Below are 18,701 nucleotides of genomic sequence, written 5' to 3'. Positions count from 1 at the left end.
AAAATTGCCAAAGACGACAAAATCGTGGTAGAGAAATCGACTTTACCGGTGCGCACTGCCGAGGCCATCAAGAGTATTTTGGATAATACTGGCAATCATGTGCAGTTCCAGATTCTTTCGAATCCTGAATTTCTTGCCGAAGGAACTGCAGTGCAGGATTTATGGAATCCTGACCGCATATTGATTGGTGGAGACGAATCCCCGGAAGGGCAAAAAGCCATCCAAGCCTTGGTGGATGTCTATTTGAATTGGGTTGCTCCTGAAAAAATATTGACCACCAATGTGTGGTCTTCCGAATTGTCGAAACTGACCGCAAATGCTTTCTTAGCCCAAAGAATATCATCGATAAATGCCCTGACAGAACTTTGTGAAAAAACGGGCGCCAACATCAATGAGGTGGCGAAAGCCATAGGTATGGACAGTCGAATTGGCCCCAAGTTTTTAAAAGCCTCTGTTGGTTTTGGAGGTTCTTGTTTTCAAAAAGACATTTTGAATCTGGTTTACATTGCCAAATCCTACGGATTGAACGAGGTGGCCGATTATTGGGAACAGGTAATTATCATGAACGACCATCAAAAAAAACGGTTTTCCAATAAAATTGTGCAAACCCTTTACAATACCGTTGCCGACAAGAAGATTGCGTTTCTGGGTTGGGCTTTCAAAAAAGACACTAACGACACCAGAGAATCTGCGGCTATCTATGTAGCCAATGATTTATTAAATGAGCAAGCACAAATTGCGGTGTACGATCCTAAAGTATCCCGGAAAAAAGTATTGGCCGACTTGGATTATTTGGAGGCCAGAAAATCTGAAAAAAATGCCAATGGAGTCACTTCCTTTGACGACCCTTATGAAGCCTGCCAAAACGCACACGCCATCGCCGTGCTCACCGAGTGGGACGTATTTATTCACTATGACTGGCAACGAATATATGACGGAATGCAAAAACCAGCTTTTATTTTCGATGGCAGGAATATATTAGACAAGTCGGAATTAGAAGCCATTGGATTTGTATATCAGGCTATTGGATCGTAACAAGGTTCTCGATACACCACGCTAAAAAGTGGGATACTCGAACTGACGGCGCCATGATTTGGCTTCACACGGACTGACAGAATTTTATAAAAACAACAATAAATAACCAGGCTTTCAGTTTTGAAAACCAAAACACTTTAGAAATTGAATACCGACATAAAAATTGCCGTTATTGGCTTGGGATACGTGGGTTTACCTTTGGCACGATTATTTGCCACACAATATCCCGTTGTAGGATTTGACATTAATCAATCCAGAATTAACGCGTTAAAACAAGGGAATGACAGCACACTCGAAATTGGCACCGACACGCTTAAAAAAGTATTACTCGAAACACCAGGAAATAACATTGGTTTGTATTGTACGTCGGTTCTTGAGGAAATAGCCGACTGTAATTATTTCATCGTTACGGTTCCAACGCCAGTGGATATAAACAACCGTCCTGATCTAACTCCCTTGTACAAGTCCAGTGAAACCGTTGGTAAAGTGCTAAAAAAGGGAGACATTGTCATCTATGAATCCACCGTTTATCCCGGCGTGACCGAGGAGGAATGTGTGCCGGTTTTGGAAAAAATTTCGGGTTTGCAATTCAATGTTGATTTTTTTGCGGGCTACTCCCCTGAAAGAATCAATCCCGGTGACAAGGAACATACGGTAGACAAGATTTTGAAAGTAACTTCGGGTTCCACTCCAGAAATTGGACAGAAAGTAAACCAATTGTACTTATCGGTGATCACTGCGGGAACGCATTTGGCACCTTCGATAAAAGTGGCCGAAGCCGCCAAGGTTATAGAAAATTCACAACGCGACATCAATATTGCCTTTGTCAACGAATTGGCTAAAATATTCAATATATTGGAAATTGATACCCACGCCGTATTGGAAGCTGCGGGAACCAAATGGAACTTTCTTCCTTTCAAACCTGGATTGGTTGGCGGACACTGCATTGGTGTGGATCCTTATTATTTAGCACAAAAAGCACAAGAAAAAGGGTATCATCCTGAAATAATATTGGCAGGACGTCGTTTGAATGACAGCATGGGAGAATATGTAGCTTCGCAAGTAGTGAAGTTAATGATCAAAAAAGAGGTGACCATTAACGGCGCAAAGCTTTTGATGATGGGCATCACCTTTAAGGAAAACTGTCCTGACGTTCGAAACACAAAAATTGTTGATGTGATATCCGCTTTGGAAGATTACGGGATTCAAGTAGCGATATATGATCCTTGGGCAAATCCAGTCGAGGTTTTTCATGAATATGGTTTGACAACTACAAATAAGCTGCCGACTGTTACTTTCGATGCTATTGTTTTAGGTGTGGCGCACAAGGAATTTTTGGAATTGGATATTGATTCTCTAAGAAGTGCAACCAGTATTCTGTATGATGTGAAAGGGGTTTTGGGAGATGGGGTTGACGGGAGGCTTTAAGAGTTGTCGGTTGTCTGTTATCGGTTTTGCAAAGAGTATAGAATAATGAGAACAACGAATCAAAATTGATTTTAATAATAAATACTATTTGAATGAAAAAAATATTAATCACGGGTGGCGCTGGATTTATAGGGTCTCATGTGGTACGACGTTTTGTCCAGAAATATCCGGAATACCAAATCTTTAATTTGGATGCGCTAACGTATGCCGGGAATCTGGAAAATATAATAGACATTGAAAAAGAATCAAATTATACTTTCGTGAAAGGCGATATTACCGATGAAGCTTTTATAGTCACTTTGTTTCAGGAGCATCAGTTTGACGGGGTAATCCATTTGGCTGCGGAATCGCATGTGGATCGTTCCATCGAAGATCCGATGGCATTCGTAAAAACAAATGTTATTGGAACGGTTAATTTGCTTAATGCCGCAAGGAAACAATGGGCAAACAAAACAGAAGGAAAACGTTTTTATCACGTAAGTACGGATGAGGTTTATGGTTCCTTGGGAGCAGAAGGCTTGTTTACCGAAACCACTGCTTATGACCCGAATTCTCCTTATTCTGCTTCTAAAGCAAGTTCCGACCATTTTGTGAGAGCCTATGGCGAAACCTATGATTTGCCTTATGTGCTGACCAATTGTTCCAATAATTATGGGCCTAACCATTTTCCGGAAAAGCTAATTCCGTTATTCATCAATAATATTATCAACAACAAACCGTTACCTGTCTATGGTGATGGGAATTATACACGCGATTGGCTGTTCGTAAAAGATCATGCCGTGGCGATTGATTTGGTTTTTCATCAAGGGCAGAACCAGGAAACCTATAATATTGGTGGTTTTAACGAATGGAAAAATATCGATTTGGTTAAGGTGTTGTGCCAAATTATGGATGCCAAATTGGGCAGAACCGCTGGAGAATCGGCAAAATTGATTACTTACGTGAAAGATCGTCCGGGTCACGATTTGCGCTATGCCATTGATGCCACAAAAATAAACAGCGAATTAGGTTGGAAACCCTCCGTCACTTTCGAACAAGGATTGGAAATTACGATTGATTGGTATTTGAATAACCAGAATTGGCTTAACAACGTGACTTCGGGGAATTATCAGAAGTATTACGAAAAGCAGTATTTGTAGAACAGTTATCGGTTGTCGGTTGTCGGTTACGATACGTTAACCTACCATTTAATGATAAAAAAAGGGCAATTAAAAGTTATTTTAAAATAGATATTCCATCGTTTAAAATAGACAATAACAGAAAACAGAAAACCGAGAACAGAAAGCAGAAAACAGAAGAAACTATGAATTGGTATGTAGTGTACACCAAGCCCAAGTGGGAAAAAAAAGTAGCGGAGCGATTGAACGAGATTGGAGTGCTTACGTATTGTCCTTTGATTACTAAGACCAGTCAGTGGTCTGACCGAAAAAAAACAATAAGCGTTCCCTTGTTTAATTCCTATATTTTTGTCCAAGTTGAGGAAAAAGATCGCAATAGCGTATTTGAAGTTACTGGAGCTGTGCGGTATTTGTTTTGGTTGGGAAAACCGGCAGTGGTGAAGCATTCAGAAATTGAAACAATACAAAATTGGCTTTCGGCACCGGACCATTTTGAAGTTTCTTTGGATACATGGAAAAAAGGCGATGAAATTGTGCTGGAATCAGGGCCATTTATAAATCAGTTGGCCACCATTCAAGAAGTAAAACAAAATCATTATGTTTTAATTTTAGAATCTTTGGGCTGTATGCTTAGAGTGGACAAAAAGAGGGTTTGATTTTCCGTATTCGATATTAAATATACAAATAAATAGCGGAATGCAATTTTTTTTCGCTCAAGTAGCTTTTTTTAGTGTAATAGAAGATAAAAATTCGATTATTTTTAGATTTTTTTAAGTGTTATATTCTATAAATAATTGTGCCAAAATCCCTTTTATTTACTATAAATTTGTCCAAGTTGATTTTTTGGTGGTTCCTATATGGGAGTCACTGTGGCGAAGCCATGAGAAATTGTGGGTTTAGGTTTCTTAAAGCCTTTTTTTAACAATAATTACCCTTATATTGCGTTTTTTAAATTTTAATTACCTTATCATTATGAGAAAAATAATTACTACCATGTTACTTTTACTAGCCCTTTTACAGTCGGGAACTTTAGTAGCACAAGATTTATTGAAAGGCACTGATTTGAGCACGCTGAAAGTGGACTATTTATCGGACAGTGATATTGCTAAAATAAAATCCCAATTGCAAAGCAACAATACCACTCTGGACCAAGTAGAACCAATGGCAATAGCCAAAGGAATGTCGGCCACCGAGTTTGACAAACTACGAACTCGATTAGGGGTTACAACTGCTTCTGCTCCAGAACTTTCGAAAAAAGGGGATGTAAAAGCAGACGATGGAGAAATCACCCGAAAACAAGAAAAAATCGTTAACAAGAAGGTAAAGGACACCATAAACGCACTTATTTTTGGATCGGACTTGTTTGATAATCCCACTTTGAACTTTGAGCCTAATCTAAAAATAGCCACTCCCTTGAACTATATTTTGGGACCTGGAGACGAATTACTAGTAAGTGTTTATGGCACACAAGAATTTACCGCTAGCATTCCAGTAACGGTAGAAGGAAAAGTAACCATTCAATATGTTGGTCAAATTCCGGTTTCTGGAATGACAATTGAAGCCGCCACCCAAAAAATAAAAGCGGCTATGGCAAGAGTGTACAGCACCGTAAATTCAGGACAATCGCAAGTAGGAGTAAGTTTGAGCCGCATTCGAACTATTAGGGTAACTCTTATTGGCAGCAAACAGCCTGGAAATTATTCGGTTTCATCCTTGGCCACCGTATTTAATGCTTTATTCTTAGGAGGTGGTCCCGGAAAAAACGGAAGTTACAGAAACATAGAGTTGTTGAGAAATAATAAAGTGTTTAGGAATATTGATATTTATAATTTTTTGGTCAATGGGAACCAGTCTGATAATATAGGTTTGAAGGACAATGATGTAATTCGGATTCCAGCCTATACACGGAGAGTTACTGTGGTAGGACAAGTAAAGCGTCCCGGTATTTTCGAGATGAAAGAAGCAGAAACTTTTAAGGACTTGTTGGCATTCGCTTCAGGATTCAACGATTTTGCCTATACATCATCGGTTAATGTTTTACAAAAAACAGGTAAGGATTTTAAGGTAAAAGACATACCATCTTCGGAATACACTAGTTACAAACCGCTTGCCGGCGATGTGTATCGAGTTTCCAAAATTTTAAATCGATTTCAAAATCGCATAGTGATTAATGGAGCCGTTTTTAGACCCAACACTTATTCTTTTTATGAAGGAATGCGTATTTCAAATTTAGTTGCTCAAGCAGAGGGATTAAAAGAAGATGCTTATACCAATCGCGCTCGAATTGTGCGATTAAAATCAGATTTGACCACGGAAATAGTTAAAGTTAACCTTAAGAAAGCTTTATCTGGAGAACTAGATTCTGATGTTGTTTTGAATAAAGAAGATATTGTTACTATATATTCTATTTTAGATTTTGAAGAGGAATACAAAATAACGATTGATGGTGAAATCAAAAATCCTGGAGAATATAATTATCATGAGAATTTAACATTGAATGATTTATTGATTGAAGCTGGAGGACTAACAGGTTCTGCATCTAAAAGGGTAGAAATTGCCCGAATGATCCAGGCGGAAGAAATAGACGACAGTAGTACTAAAAAAGCAAAATTATTTAATTTGGAGATTGCTGCAGGTAGTAATGAGCAAATAAAAAACTTTGAGTTGGAGCCTTATGATGTGATCAATATCCGTAAAATGGCGGTATACATTAAACCAGAGATGGTATCTATAACTGGGGCTGTGAATTATTCTGGAAAATATGTTTTGGCCAATAAGCAGGAAAAAATATATGACATCATCCAAAGAGCGGGTGGACTGACTTCTATTGCAGATTTGGACGGGGTGAAAATCAAGCGTCTGATAAAGTCCAAGCAGATAGAGGATCTAGAAAATATTGACTTGAATCTAGGTAAAAATGACACTATTCAAAAAAAATTGGCCAAGAAACTGAAGGAAGATTTAAAATTTGCAACCATACCGGTGGAGTGGAGAAAAATTATCAAGGACCCTAGTGACAATAATAATGTCACCCTATTGGCAGGAGATGAAATTGAAGTTTCTACCTTCAATGAAAGCGTAAAGGTTGCGGGTAATGTGCTCTTGACCTCAGAGATTCCTTATGATAAAGGCAAAGGATTTGGTTATTATATAGATGCTGTTGGAGGCCTGGATTCCAAAGGCTGGAAGAAAAAAGCCTACATTATTTATCCTAATGGTAAAGCAGCAGTTGCCAACAGTTTTTTGTTTATCAGGTATTATCCTAAGGTTTTACCTGGTTCCCAAATTGTGGTGCCTGAAAAACCGGACACCAAAAAAATGACTACGGGCGAATGGGTAAGTATAGGCAGTGTGATGACAAGTCTCGCTTTGTTGATTGTGACCGCGTTTAAATAGGGATTATCGGGTTTCATATTATAGATTTCAGATAGTAATAAATAAAGTATAACCAAAAACGGATTACCTAATGCTAACAAAAGAACCAATAAAGAAAGACGAAATATCGTTAAAAAAATTGATAGAAAAAGCAAAAGAATGGTATTTTTATTTTTTATCGAAATGGAAAATTATTCTATTGGCGGGCTTTATAGGCGCCCTATTTGGCTTGACTTTTTCCCTTATAAATAAACCTGTTTATACCGCTACTTTATCTTTTGTAGTGGAAGACGAAAAATCAGGAGGAGGACTGAGCGGCGTTTTAGGCTTGGCCAGTTCTTTTGGATTTGATTTGGGTGGAAGTGGAGGCACTATTTTTTCAGGATCTAATTTGACCGAGTTGTTTAAATCTCGTAAAATGGTAGAACAAACGTTGTTGACTCCAGTTACAGTGGATAATAAAACGATTTCTTTAGCTGAGATGTATATTCAAAATGCAAAATGGCGTAAAAGTTGGGAAAAAAAACCAAAACTAATAAGCATTCAATTTTTACCTAACTCTAGTCGCAAGCATTTCACAAGAGTTCACGATAGTATTTTAGGAGTAATCTATGCGGATTTATTTAAAAATAAATTATCTGTTGGACAAAAGGACAAGAAAATTCCAGTGATTAGCATAGATATGATTTCAAACGATGAACTATTTGCGAAGTATTTTTGTGAAGCTCTAGCTACCCAAGTCGGACAATTTTATATTACTACTAAAAGCAAAAAGGCTAGAATTAATATGGCAATTTTAGCCAGGCAAACCGATTCTATTCGTGGCGAATTAAATAATGCTATCTCGGGTGTGGCTTTAGCTAACGATAATAATTTTAGTTTGAATCCTTCACTTAATGTTCGAAAAGTACCATCGTCTCGAAAACAGGTTGATGTCCAGGCGAATACTGCCATACTTATAGAATTAGTCAAACAATCAGAATTAGCCAAAATTACTCTTAGAAGAGAAACTCCATTAATTCAAGTCATTGACAGGCCTATTTTGCCTTTGAAGAAAGATAAATTTGGAAAGGCACAAGGTATTGTTTATGGAGGATTTTTATCCGGCCTTTTATTGGTTATACTTTTGATAGTGAAAAAAACATTTTTGTAAATTCATAATATATAGGGTTTCGTTTTAATCCTGACTTGAGTTTAGTATCACTATTATTACATTTTTTTAATTCAATTACTCTTTCTAAATAAAGTTTTCTTAGTTAGATGACCTACAAATATAGAATGTTCAAATCAAACCAATTATTTTTAAACAATTTTTCGATTTATTTTTTAGGTTTAATATCTAGCGGTATTATTAGCTTTATTACAATCCCACTAATTGTTAAATATTACGGAATTGAAAGTTATGGCAGGTTTTCATTGGTTCAGAATGTAATTTTAATATTGATTTCATTTGGTGGAGGGTGGCTTAATCAGTGTGTTTTGCGATTTAATGATTATAGCACCAATTTTAAATTTACCATTTTTCAATTATATTTTATTGTTCTTTTTCCATTAAATTTTATTTGTTTTAGTATTTTATCACTGATGGAAAACGGAGTTTTAATCCCTATTTTAGGCACCATAACCATGTTTTTGGGTAGTTTTGTTGCTTTGTCAATAGTTTTTTATCAATCGAAATTCAATGCTCGAAAAACCTTTTATTTTGATTTTATTAGGATTTTAATTTTTGTATCGATGGTGTTGTTTTTTAACTATGTGTTTTATCAAACATCAAGTTTACTAAAATTAATTTCGAGTTTTTTTATTAGCTATTTAATATCCTTTTTTTTTCTGCTTCGGATAGATTTTAAATTTTTTAAAATTTCCGTTAATTTATTTATAAAGAGGTTTAACAAAAATTATTTTAAGGCGTTTTTTAAACAAAACAATTATCTATTACACTATGGCTGGCCTTTAGCTTTTTGGTTTACCATATCCTCTATATTGAATGTTTCCGATAGATATATTATTGATTATTACCTGACGGATAAAGAATTAGGGACCTATTCTGCTATTTACGATTTATTATATAAGGGAGTGTCACTTCTCTACGCCCCAATTTTAGTGGCTGGATTCCCTATTATTTCACAAAAATATAATTCTGGGAATAAAAAAGAGGCTATGCAATTTTTAAAAAAATTAATTCTATTAGAAGCTCTTATCTTTATTATAATTGCATTCACAGCGTTCTTTTTGAAAGGTTTTTTTCTTGAAAAAATAGTTGGTATTATTATTACTGATCAGTCATTGGAGCTAATTATGCCAATTATATTTGGAGCATTTATTTGGCAATTGGCTGTCTTAGTCCATAAGCCTTTAGAATTAGAATTAAGAACTAAAACAATGCTTCTTTTTAGCATCATAGCTTTGTTGGTTAACTTGTTATTGAATATTATTTTTATTCCTAAATACGGAATAGTATTTGCATCTTACACTACATTTGTGAGTGCACTAGTCTATTTATTGTTAAGTGTGTTTTATATTAGTTATAGAAATAAAAAGAAAATATGTGGTACATAGTTTTTTTATTCATTATTTGGCTCAATGTCTTGTTTAATTATTATATTAATGAAACAGTAGGATATCCGCCATTCTTATATAGTCTGGTTTGGTTTGTCGTTGTTTTTTTTCATTTTTTATGTGTTACATTTAAATTGATACTAGTATATGAATTATCCTTTCTGTCTTTACTTATTTACACTATAGGTGTTATGACATTTACATTGGGTGGTTTGGCTACTATATTGAAATTTAACTTTGAAAATGTTAATTTAGGAGAAAATTTTTATTTTGAAATTAGTAACAAAATAGATATAATCCTCATTATTATAACATTGATCTTCTTACCTATTTTTATAATAAAAAGTTACGAATTGGCTATTGAATATATTATATATGATAGTTTATTTGCGGGATTACGAAATTCTTCTGTACAAGAACAGGATGTTGGCTTTTCTAAATATGGTTTAAATTTTGCTTATGTTAGTTTCTTTCTTCAAAGCTATCAATATGTTTACAATAAAAACAATAAACTTAAATTATTTCTCTCCGCTTTTATTTTATTAGTCTTTTGTGTTTTCTCAACAGGCAGAACTTTTTTTATTCTTTATCTCTGTTTGATTTTTGGGGTACTCATTGTTTTTAAAAAATTAAAAAAGAAACATCTGGTTTATGGTATATCAAGTGTTTTATTATTATTTTCAACAATTGGTATTTTACTAAATAAAGGAGGGTCAGCTGAAAATAATTTAAAAGAAAATATTTCTGGTATTTTTGAAAGTTTTATGCAGTATTTTATTGGTGGTCTAAGTGCTTTTGACTCGTTTATTCATACTAAATATTCAAATACTTATGGAGAAAATTCCTTTCGATTTTTTTATAGTATGTTATACAAAATGGGTATAGTGGAAAACAAACCAAGTGATTTGGTAGATCAATACGCTTCAATTCCATTTGACACTAATGTTTATACTATTTATAAAATTTATTTTCAAGATTTCGGACTTATATTTATGATATTTATCATTTTTAGTATGGCAATTTTACATACTTTTTTTTATTTAAAGGCAATTAATGAACATAAATTTATTTATACTTTTCTATATTCCATTATGTTGTACCCCCTATTTATGTCTTTCTTTCAGGAACAATATTTGTCTTTATTGCCCACTTGGATCTATTTGATTTCGATTGTACTGTTTTTTAAATATTTTTTTAAAAACGTTCCCAGTTAACTACTTGGTAAAATAATCTTTTGACCTTTTGTTAGTTTTTTATTTACTTAATATAAAACTAATAAATAAGGATTCACATAAAGCTTTTAGCAGTTGTTGCAATCAAGTTCTTATAAAAACTCTAATTCAAAATGAAGAAAATTCTAGGGGTAATTATAACCTATAATCCAGATTTAAATTTATTAAATAAAAATATAATTTCTTTTATTGATTCTGTAGATGCCGTTATTATTGTTGATAATGGATCTAAAACAATTTCAGAATTGTTTCGTTTGGAAAGTGATACTATAAAAGTACTGAGCAATAGTTCAAATCTTGGTATCGCTGATGCATTAAATCAGGCTCTTTTTTATGCTCAGGAACATCATTTTAATTATGTTTTGACCATGGATCAGGATTCTTTTTTTGAAAGTGCCACGATACAAAAGTTGCTTTTAGGCTTCAAAAATGGCAAAACAGCTATAGTTTGCCCAAGTTTAAAAGACATGAATAGCCGTCATTTTGTAACGGTATCTGAAGAATATGTCGAAATATTTACAGCTATAACTTCAGGATGTCTCTGCAATGTTAACATTCTGACATCAGTTGGAGGATTTGATTCTAAAATGTTTATTGATTATGTCGATTTTGAGTTATGTCTACGACTTCAGAAAAAAGGATTCAAAATCATACAATCCCAGCAGAGTGTATTGTGTCATCATTTAGGAGAAAGTAAAATTCATTATTTTCTGGGAATGCCCATAATTTGTACCAATCATTCTCCTTTGCGAAGATTTTATTATGCTCGCAATAAAATTTATATATATAAAAAGTATTTTTTTGTCTTCCCTCTTTTTGTCCTAAGAGATGTTTTGTCATTTGGTAAAACGATAGCAAGTATTCTTTTTTTTGAAAAATTGAAAAGGGAAAAAATTAAGATGATTACAAAGGGAATCTGGCAGGGTTTATTTTTTATTTAATGAAACTATGAAAATTTTATTTTTGCCCAAGTACAACGAACTCGGACCCAGCAGCAGGTATAGAGTATATCAATATTTAAATTCTTATGAAAAAGCCGGAATTGAAGTTGTTGTTGCTCCTTTGTTTGGCTCCCATTTTTTTACCTATAATAAAGTACAAAAAACAGTATATACGCTATATTATTATTTAAGAAGGACTTTTAAATTATTTCAAATTTATAAATATGATTTAATCTATATAGAATATGAATTGTTTACCTACTTTCCTGCTGTTTTTGAGAATCTACTCAAACTATTCAAAATAAAATATATTGTTGATTATGATGACGCCATTTTTCATAATTATAACACCTCTAATAATTTTTTTATTAAATTATTTCTCTTTAATAAAATTGATCATGTTATAAAAAACGCCAACTTTGTGGTGAGTGGGAGTCCCTATTTGACAACTTATATAAGTAGGCTTAACACTAATGTTATTGAAATACCTACATCAATACCTAAAGAAGTGTATACTCAAAAAACGGAAACCAAAACCAATACTATTTTTACAATAGGCTGGATAGGTTCAAGAGCTACAAGTTTTAATGTTATAAAACTTATACCCGCATTTGAGGAACTAAGCAAAAAACTAAAATTTCAGTTAAACTTAATTGGGTTTGATTCAAATGAACAAAGGAAATTTGCTAATTTGAACGTAAACTTCATCAATTGGGATTCTAAAACCGAAATAGAAGAAATACATAAATTTGACTTAGGAATAATGCCTTTAGAGAACACACCTTTCAATCAAGGAAAATGTGGTTTTAAATTAATACAATATATGGGATGTTCTTTGCCCACCATAGCTACACCACTTGAAGCAAATGTTAAAATTAACAGGAGCCAAAAAAATCTTTATGCCATTACGATAGAAGATTGGGTTAATGCTTTTGAAAAAGTGTATCATAATCAGGATTATTTTAGAGAAGTAGGGAAAGAAAATTATGTAGATTATGCAAAATATTATACTGTAGAAGCGAATAGGGAGGCTTATATTGCAGTTTTTAACCGATTTAAATAAAATTTCAAGAGGAATAAAATGGGCTGCTCTGTTTTATGAGTTCCTTCAATTATTTTGTTTGTCATAAAGAAGGTATTATAAAAAACTTATATAATGTATGTGCGGAATAAACGGATTCGTATCAAAAAGCTATAAAGAAGCAAAAATCATTGATGGTATTCTAGATAAAATGAATCATGAGATTATCCATCGTGGTCCTGACCAAGATGGGTTTTTTACTGAAAGTCTCCAAGATTTTTCGATAGGAATGGCAATGCGCCGACTGTCAATTATAGATTTATCAACAGGGAAACAACCTATTTTTTCTGCTGATAATCAGAAAATAATTGTTTTTAATGGTGAAATTTATAATTACAAATTATTAAGACAAGAACATTTATGCGATTATAATTTTAAAACCAATTCCGATACCGAGGTAATTATTGCTTTGTATGAAAAATATGGAGTTCAATCATTTGCTATGCTCGACGGGATGTTTGCTTTTAGTATTTATGATAAAATCATAAATAAAGTATTTCTTGCCCGTGATTTTTTTGGGGAAAAACCACTATACTATACTTTGAATAACGATAATTTTTATTGGTGTTCTGAACTAAAATCGCTGATGAAGGTTTTGCCTTATAAACCTGAAATTTCCAAGCAAGGATTAAACTTGTATTTTCAGTTAACCTATATTCCGGCACCCTTCACGATTTATGAATCTATTTTAAAACTGGAAGCTAATCATTATTTAGAATTTAATTGCTATAATTTTAATTTCACAATTCAGGAAATTAAACAAAACATAGTTTCCGACTATTCTAATTTAAGTAAGAAGGAGGCAGCGAAAATAAATCATGATCTAGTGCATAAAAGTGTTGAAAGTCGTTCAATATCTGACGTTCCAATTGGTACATTTCTTTCAGGCGGTGTAGATTCCTCCATAGTTTCTTTATGTTTAGCCCATCAATCCGATAAAAAAATAGAAACATTCTCGGTGGGATTCGATAAAAAATCATTCGATGAAACGGATAAATCCCGTACCATTGCCAAAATCATAAACAGCAATCATCATGAGTTTATATTGACCGAAAATGATTTGGCTCAGAGTATAAGCAATATCATATTAAATTTTGACGAACCTTATGCAGATTCATCAGCTTTGCCCACCTATTTAGTGGCCAGTAAAACTAAAAAGTTTGTTTCAGTTGCGCTTACAGGAGATGGTGGTGATGAAGTTTATGGTGGTTACAACAAATATTATATGGGAAGGCTGAATCATTATTACACCCAATGTATTCCAAAACCCGTTCATAACTTTTCTTATAATGTATTAAACAATCTCTTGCATTCAAAAGACGATCAGCGCGGCTTGCTGTTTAAAGCGAAAAGATTTATGAAAGCGGTAGATTTTGAAGGTGATTTTTATTATGATATTATTTCACTTGCCTTTTTAGAAAACGAGCGAAAAGAGATTTTTAATTTTAATAATTATATAATTGACCCACTGGGCTATTATAAAAAATCAATCGGATTAAAGAATAAATCACTTACGGATTTCAGAAACATAGATCGGATTTTGAGTCTGGAAGGAGATCTATTAGTAAAAGTAGACCGTTCTGCTATGATGACTTCATTAGAATGTAGGTCGCCATTTCTTAACAAAGAGTTGTGGGGTTTTACCAATAGTTTGCCGGAAAGTTATTTGATATACAACTGGGATAAAAAGCACTTGCTCAAGGAATCCTTCAAACAGTATTTTCCTAAAGATTTTTTAAGAAAATCGAAACAAGGTTTTGGAGTGCCTGTTGGAGACTGGTTACGAGGTGTTCTTAAAGAAGAATTGCTAACTTATATTGACAAAAAATTTATTGAAGAGCAAAACATATTTAATTATGAAATTATTTCAAAACTAGTCTACAATCATTTAGAAAGTAAAATAGACAATGCTTTTAGAGTTTGGACATTTTATTGTTTTCAATTATGGTATAAAAAAATGTATTTAAAATAAATAAACCAAAAATTTAATGACTAATACCATCTTGTTATTATTTTTAATAATTTATATTTTATATATCACGAATTCTTATTATGTAAGGCAAGTAGGGGTTCAGAAGTTACTTTTAATAGTGCTTTTAATTGTCCATTTTTCTGCAATGGGCTTTGCTTATAGTAACACACTTGCTTTTCCTGAATATGATGCCTTTTCTTTTTATAAACGGGCTTTAAATGCTGATTCGTGGATTTCACTATTTGGATTAGGAACCTCGTTTATGTCCTTTTTAATTTATCCGTTAGTTCACGCTGGGGTATCATTGTTTGTTCTTTTTTTACTCTTCTCGGCAATGAGTTATCAATGCTTTTTGTGGTATTTTAATCAGATATCAGGATATAATAGAAAAGGTATAGTTTCCTTTAAAAGAATTCCAATAATACAATTGCTTTTTTTGATGCCATCATTACATTATTGGACTAGTTTTCTTGGAAAAGATGCTTTAATTTTCTTTTTTTTGACTTATTTATTATTTGAATTTAAAAATAAATCTAAAGTACATTTTTCTCACCTTATTGTTTTAATAGCATTCATACTTCTAAGGCCTCATGTTTTTTTAGCGATTATAGGGGCTTTTGTTATTTATCTTCTTACTCAAAAGAATATTCTAAAAAGCATCAAAATAAAGTTGTCGATTTTGTCATTGGTAATAATGTCTATTTTAGTTCCCATATTAATGTTTTTCACTCATATAAAAACTTTGACTTTTGATAGTATTTCAAAAAAATTCTATGAAGTTAATGATTTTGCTAGTCACGGTGGAAGTGGTATTAGTTTAATTGAGACTTCTTATCTGGAACGAATTTGGCTGCTCTTATTTAGGCCTTTATTTTATGATGCAAAGACGAATTACCAATATGTTATTTCTTTTGAAAACTGCATAGTATTGTTTGTTTTTGTTTTTATTTTAATTAATTTGTTTACAAAAAAAATGAAAATCAATATTGAGAAAGATGTAAAACTTGCTTTGTTGTCGGGATGTTGTATATTGTTAATTATTGCCACCTATATTTTTAATTTGGGTTTAGCCAGCCGTATGCGTGCAATGTTCTTACCATTACTTTTTTATTCCTTACATCAAATTGTTTATTTTGACCATGAAAAAAACACATAAAATTCCGAGTAAGTTGGACAGTTTATATAAAATTTTAAAAAAACAAAACAAACGGTTATGAAAATTATTTTTTCATCAAACATAGCCTGGAGTATTTTTAATTTCCGATTGAAACTATTAAAATCTTTACAAGATGACGGGCATGAAATTTATACTGTTGCCTTTCCAGATGAATACTCAGAAAAACTAAAAGAACAAGGGTTTCATTTTACAGCAATTAATTTAAACAACAACACAACAAATCCGTTTGAGGATCTAAAAATTATCTACCACTATTATAAGATTTATAAAAAGATAAGTCCTGATATCATTTGTCACAATGCCATTAAGCCAAATATATATGGTACAATAGCTGCCGGTATGCTAAATATTCCGGTCGTTAATAACATATCAGGATTGGGTACGCTTTTTATTAAAAGAAAATTCTCTACTCAAATCGCGAAATTATTGTATCGATTTTCTCAAAGAAAAGCTTCTAAAATATTTTTTCAAAATAAGGATGATTTGAATTTGTTTTTGGAAAATAAATTAATAGAAAAAACAAAAGCGCAAATAATTCAAGGTTCAGGTGTAGATACGTTAAGATTTATTCCTAATGACGCAAAAGAAGAAAGAATAGATTTTAATTTTTTATTTATTGGGAGATTACTTTACGATAAAGGAATAAGGGAATATTTTGAGGCAGCAGAATTATTAAAAATAAAATACCCAAAAATTAAATTTAATATTTTAGGGCCTTTATACGAAAATAATGCTACGGCAATTACTAAAGAGACTTTAGCTAAATGGATCAATAGTGAAACAATTATTTATTTGGGACAAACGGATCGGGTTGAAGAGGTTGTGAAGGATGTAAATTGTGTAGTCTTGCCTTCTTATAGAGAAGGGCTGTCAAAAGTATTAATTGAAGCTTCAAGTATGGGCTTGCCAATTGTTACTACTAATGTTCCTGGGTGTCGAGATGTAGTAATAGATACTGAAACTGGGTTTTTATGTGAGGTTCGGAATAGTAAAGATTTGGCTGATAAGATGGAAAAAATGTTCTTGCTGCCTGTTAAGGAAAGAATGGAAATGGGGCACAATGCAAGAAAAAGAGCAATTGAGATCTTTGATGAAAAAATTATTACCGGGCATTATAAAGAAGCAATTTATGCTTTAACTCAAAGTTTATAATAGTATAAAATCAATTTATTATGAAATTTATAATAGTTACTATTGTATTGTTTTTATTAGAACTCCTCTATTTCAAAATAGCGAAGCGGTACAAAATTATAGACTCACCCAATCAACGTTCCTCCCATTCCAGAATTACCATCAGAGGAGGTGGAATCATTTTTCCAATTGCCATACTTTTAGCCTTTTTTTTAGGCTATATAAGCGGGACAGTAACTTGGACAATACTACTAGTGGCAACTATTAGTTTTGTAGACGATATAAAACCGATTAGTCGAAAGACACGTTTTGGTTTCCATGTTATTGCCGTATTATTGATAGCTCATGAATTGAATCTTTTTGATGACCCATTCTGGGCATTGCCTTTGGTGCTAGTTGTTGCAGTTGGCTGGATTAATGCCTTTAATTTTATGGATGGTATTAATGGAATAACTGTATTGTACGCCCTTTCGGCGATTCTATGTTTCTCCTATTTACCGGTCAATGCATCGAGTATACCCTTATTGACAGTAATGGGAATCTCCTGTATGGTCTTTGGGTTTTTTAATATAAGGACCAAGGCTAAGACTTTTGCGGGTGATGTAGGAAGTGTCAGTATGGGGTTGTTTTTAGGCTATTTTATGATAAAAACCATTGTTGAAACGGAGCAAATTGGCTATATTCTTTTCTTTTCCGTTTACGGTATTGATGCTATCTTTACTATTATTTACAGGATTGGAAAAAGAGAGAATATATTTGAAGCCCACCGTTCTCATTTGTACCAGTATTTGGCCAATGAATGTGGGTATTCTCAAGTGGGAATCTCTATTATTTATGCAACATTACAGTTGTTGATAAACATACTTATTATCTATTTGGATGTAAAAGGTAGTTTGTCGTTATTTGCAACATTAGGAATTTTATTGGTTTTGTCCCTATTTTATTTGGTGGTTCGAGGGGTTGTAGTTCGGAAGATTGGATTCAAAAAACAAGAGAATAATTATTTTTTTAACTAAACAAGAACTCAAAAGGAGATTTTTACTATTTTTAAAAAGATCAAATAATATAATTAAGAGGGTTAATATTTTTTTAAAACACTATGAAAATAGAAAAAACAGCCATTAAAGATTTAGTAATTATTACGCCAATTATTCATAAAGACTCCCGCGGATTTTTTTTTGAAGGGCATAATCAAGCTAAATTTAATAAAAACGGAATCGAATATCAATTCATTCAAGACAACCAATCATTCTCAAAGCGTGGGGTTATTCGAGGCTTGCATTTACAAATTAATCCATTTGCACAAGCCAAGTTAGTCCGTGTTTTAGAAGGAGAAATTTTAGATGTAGCGGTCGATTTACGCAAAAATTCAGATACATATGGACAACATGTGAGTGTGGTTTTAAGTGGGGAGAACAAAAAACAATTGATGGTGCCTCCTGGATTTGCTCACGGTTTTTCGGTATTAAGCGAAACGGCTTCTGTACTTTATAAAGTAGACCAATTGTATCATAAAGGAAGTGAAAGAGGCATCCGATATGATGATCCTACTTTGGCAATTGATTGGCAATTAAATCCAGAGGAGATTATCGTTTCCGAAAAAGATTTGATACTGCCCAGTTTTAACGAAATAGATTGGTCATTTGAATAAT

15 protein-coding genes are annotated in these 18,701 nt (G+C 32.9%); all 15 read left to right on the top strand.

What is annotated here, in order from left to right; genetic code table 11:
- The coding region (locus AABM59_RS03580) for a nucleotide sugar dehydrogenase (protein WP_338407603.1) at nucleotides 1-1,035 on the top strand (1,035 nt) is incomplete at its 5' end.
- Nucleotides 1,036-1,179: 144 nt separating this feature from the next.
- A complete protein-coding gene (locus AABM59_RS03575) occupies nucleotides 1,180-2,463 on the top strand; it encodes a nucleotide sugar dehydrogenase (protein ID WP_338407602.1) in 1,284 nt (427 codons plus the stop codon).
- A 92-nt stretch (nucleotides 2,464-2,555) separates the two neighbouring features.
- Entirely contained in the window at nucleotides 2,556-3,602 is a 1,047-nt protein-coding gene (rfbB, locus tag AABM59_RS03570) for a dTDP-glucose 4,6-dehydratase (RefSeq protein ID WP_338407601.1), read from the top strand.
- A 164-nt stretch (nucleotides 3,603-3,766) separates the two neighbouring features.
- Complete coding sequence (locus AABM59_RS03565) at nucleotides 3,767-4,237, top strand: UpxY family transcription antiterminator (RefSeq protein ID WP_338407600.1); 471 nt, start codon at nucleotides 3,767-3,769, stop codon at nucleotides 4,235-4,237.
- A 316-nt stretch (nucleotides 4,238-4,553) separates the two neighbouring features.
- Nucleotides 4,554-6,977, top strand: a complete 2,424-nt coding sequence (locus AABM59_RS03560) for an SLBB domain-containing protein (protein ID WP_338407599.1) — start codon at nucleotides 4,554-4,556, stop codon at nucleotides 6,975-6,977.
- Between the two features lie 118 nt (nucleotides 6,978-7,095).
- Complete coding sequence (locus AABM59_RS03555; RefSeq protein ID WP_338407598.1) at nucleotides 7,096-8,109, top strand: lipopolysaccharide biosynthesis protein; 1,014 nt, start codon at nucleotides 7,096-7,098, stop codon at nucleotides 8,107-8,109.
- A gap of 125 nt (nucleotides 8,110-8,234) precedes the next feature.
- Entirely contained in the window at nucleotides 8,235-9,515 is a 1,281-nt protein-coding gene (locus AABM59_RS03550) for an oligosaccharide flippase family protein (RefSeq protein ID WP_338407597.1), read from the top strand.
- Nucleotides 9,503-10,729, top strand: a complete 1,227-nt coding sequence (locus AABM59_RS03545) for an O-antigen polymerase (protein ID WP_338407596.1) — start codon at nucleotides 9,503-9,505, stop codon at nucleotides 10,727-10,729. The genes AABM59_RS03550 and AABM59_RS03545 overlap by 13 nt, the downstream gene beginning before the upstream one ends.
- Before the next feature lie 131 nt (nucleotides 10,730-10,860).
- On the top strand, nucleotides 10,861-11,688 hold the full coding sequence (locus AABM59_RS03540; protein WP_338407595.1) for a glycosyltransferase family 2 protein: 828 nt from the start codon (nucleotides 10,861-10,863) through the stop codon (nucleotides 11,686-11,688).
- A 7-nt stretch (nucleotides 11,689-11,695) separates the two neighbouring features.
- Nucleotides 11,696-12,751: a glycosyltransferase gene (locus tag AABM59_RS03535; protein ID WP_338407594.1), complete on the top strand. Its 1,056-nt coding sequence runs from the start codon at nucleotides 11,696-11,698 to the stop codon at nucleotides 12,749-12,751.
- 97 nt (nucleotides 12,752-12,848) lie between these two features.
- The gene (asnB, locus tag AABM59_RS03530) at nucleotides 12,849-14,741 is read left to right on the top strand and encodes an asparagine synthase (glutamine-hydrolyzing) (RefSeq protein WP_338407593.1); all 1,893 of its coding nucleotides are present in this window, start codon (nucleotides 12,849-12,851) and stop codon (nucleotides 14,739-14,741) included.
- A 16-nt stretch (nucleotides 14,742-14,757) separates the two neighbouring features.
- Nucleotides 14,758-15,897 (top strand): hypothetical protein, encoded by a 1,140-nt coding sequence (locus AABM59_RS03525; RefSeq protein WP_338407592.1) that lies wholly within the window; start codon nucleotides 14,758-14,760, stop codon nucleotides 15,895-15,897.
- A gap of 57 nt (nucleotides 15,898-15,954) precedes the next feature.
- Complete coding sequence (locus AABM59_RS03520; protein WP_338407591.1) at nucleotides 15,955-17,070, top strand: glycosyltransferase family 4 protein; 1,116 nt, start codon at nucleotides 15,955-15,957, stop codon at nucleotides 17,068-17,070.
- 20 nt (nucleotides 17,071-17,090) lie between these two features.
- Nucleotides 17,091-18,065, top strand: coding sequence for a glycosyltransferase family 4 protein (locus AABM59_RS03515; protein WP_338407590.1), 975 nt, complete (start codon nucleotides 17,091-17,093; stop codon nucleotides 18,063-18,065).
- 83 nt (nucleotides 18,066-18,148) lie between these two features.
- Entirely contained in the window at nucleotides 18,149-18,700 is a 552-nt protein-coding gene (gene rfbC, locus AABM59_RS03510; protein ID WP_338407589.1) for a dTDP-4-dehydrorhamnose 3,5-epimerase, read from the top strand.
- Nucleotide 18,701 lies beyond the last annotated feature (1 nt).

It is taken from the genome of uncultured Flavobacterium sp., from assembly GCF_963925185.1.
In the GTDB taxonomy this organism is placed as follows: domain Bacteria; phylum Bacteroidota; class Bacteroidia; order Flavobacteriales; family Flavobacteriaceae; genus Flavobacterium.
The sequence above is the reverse complement of the archived record's forward strand: the minus strand, read 5'-3'. Positions and strand labels throughout refer to the sequence as shown.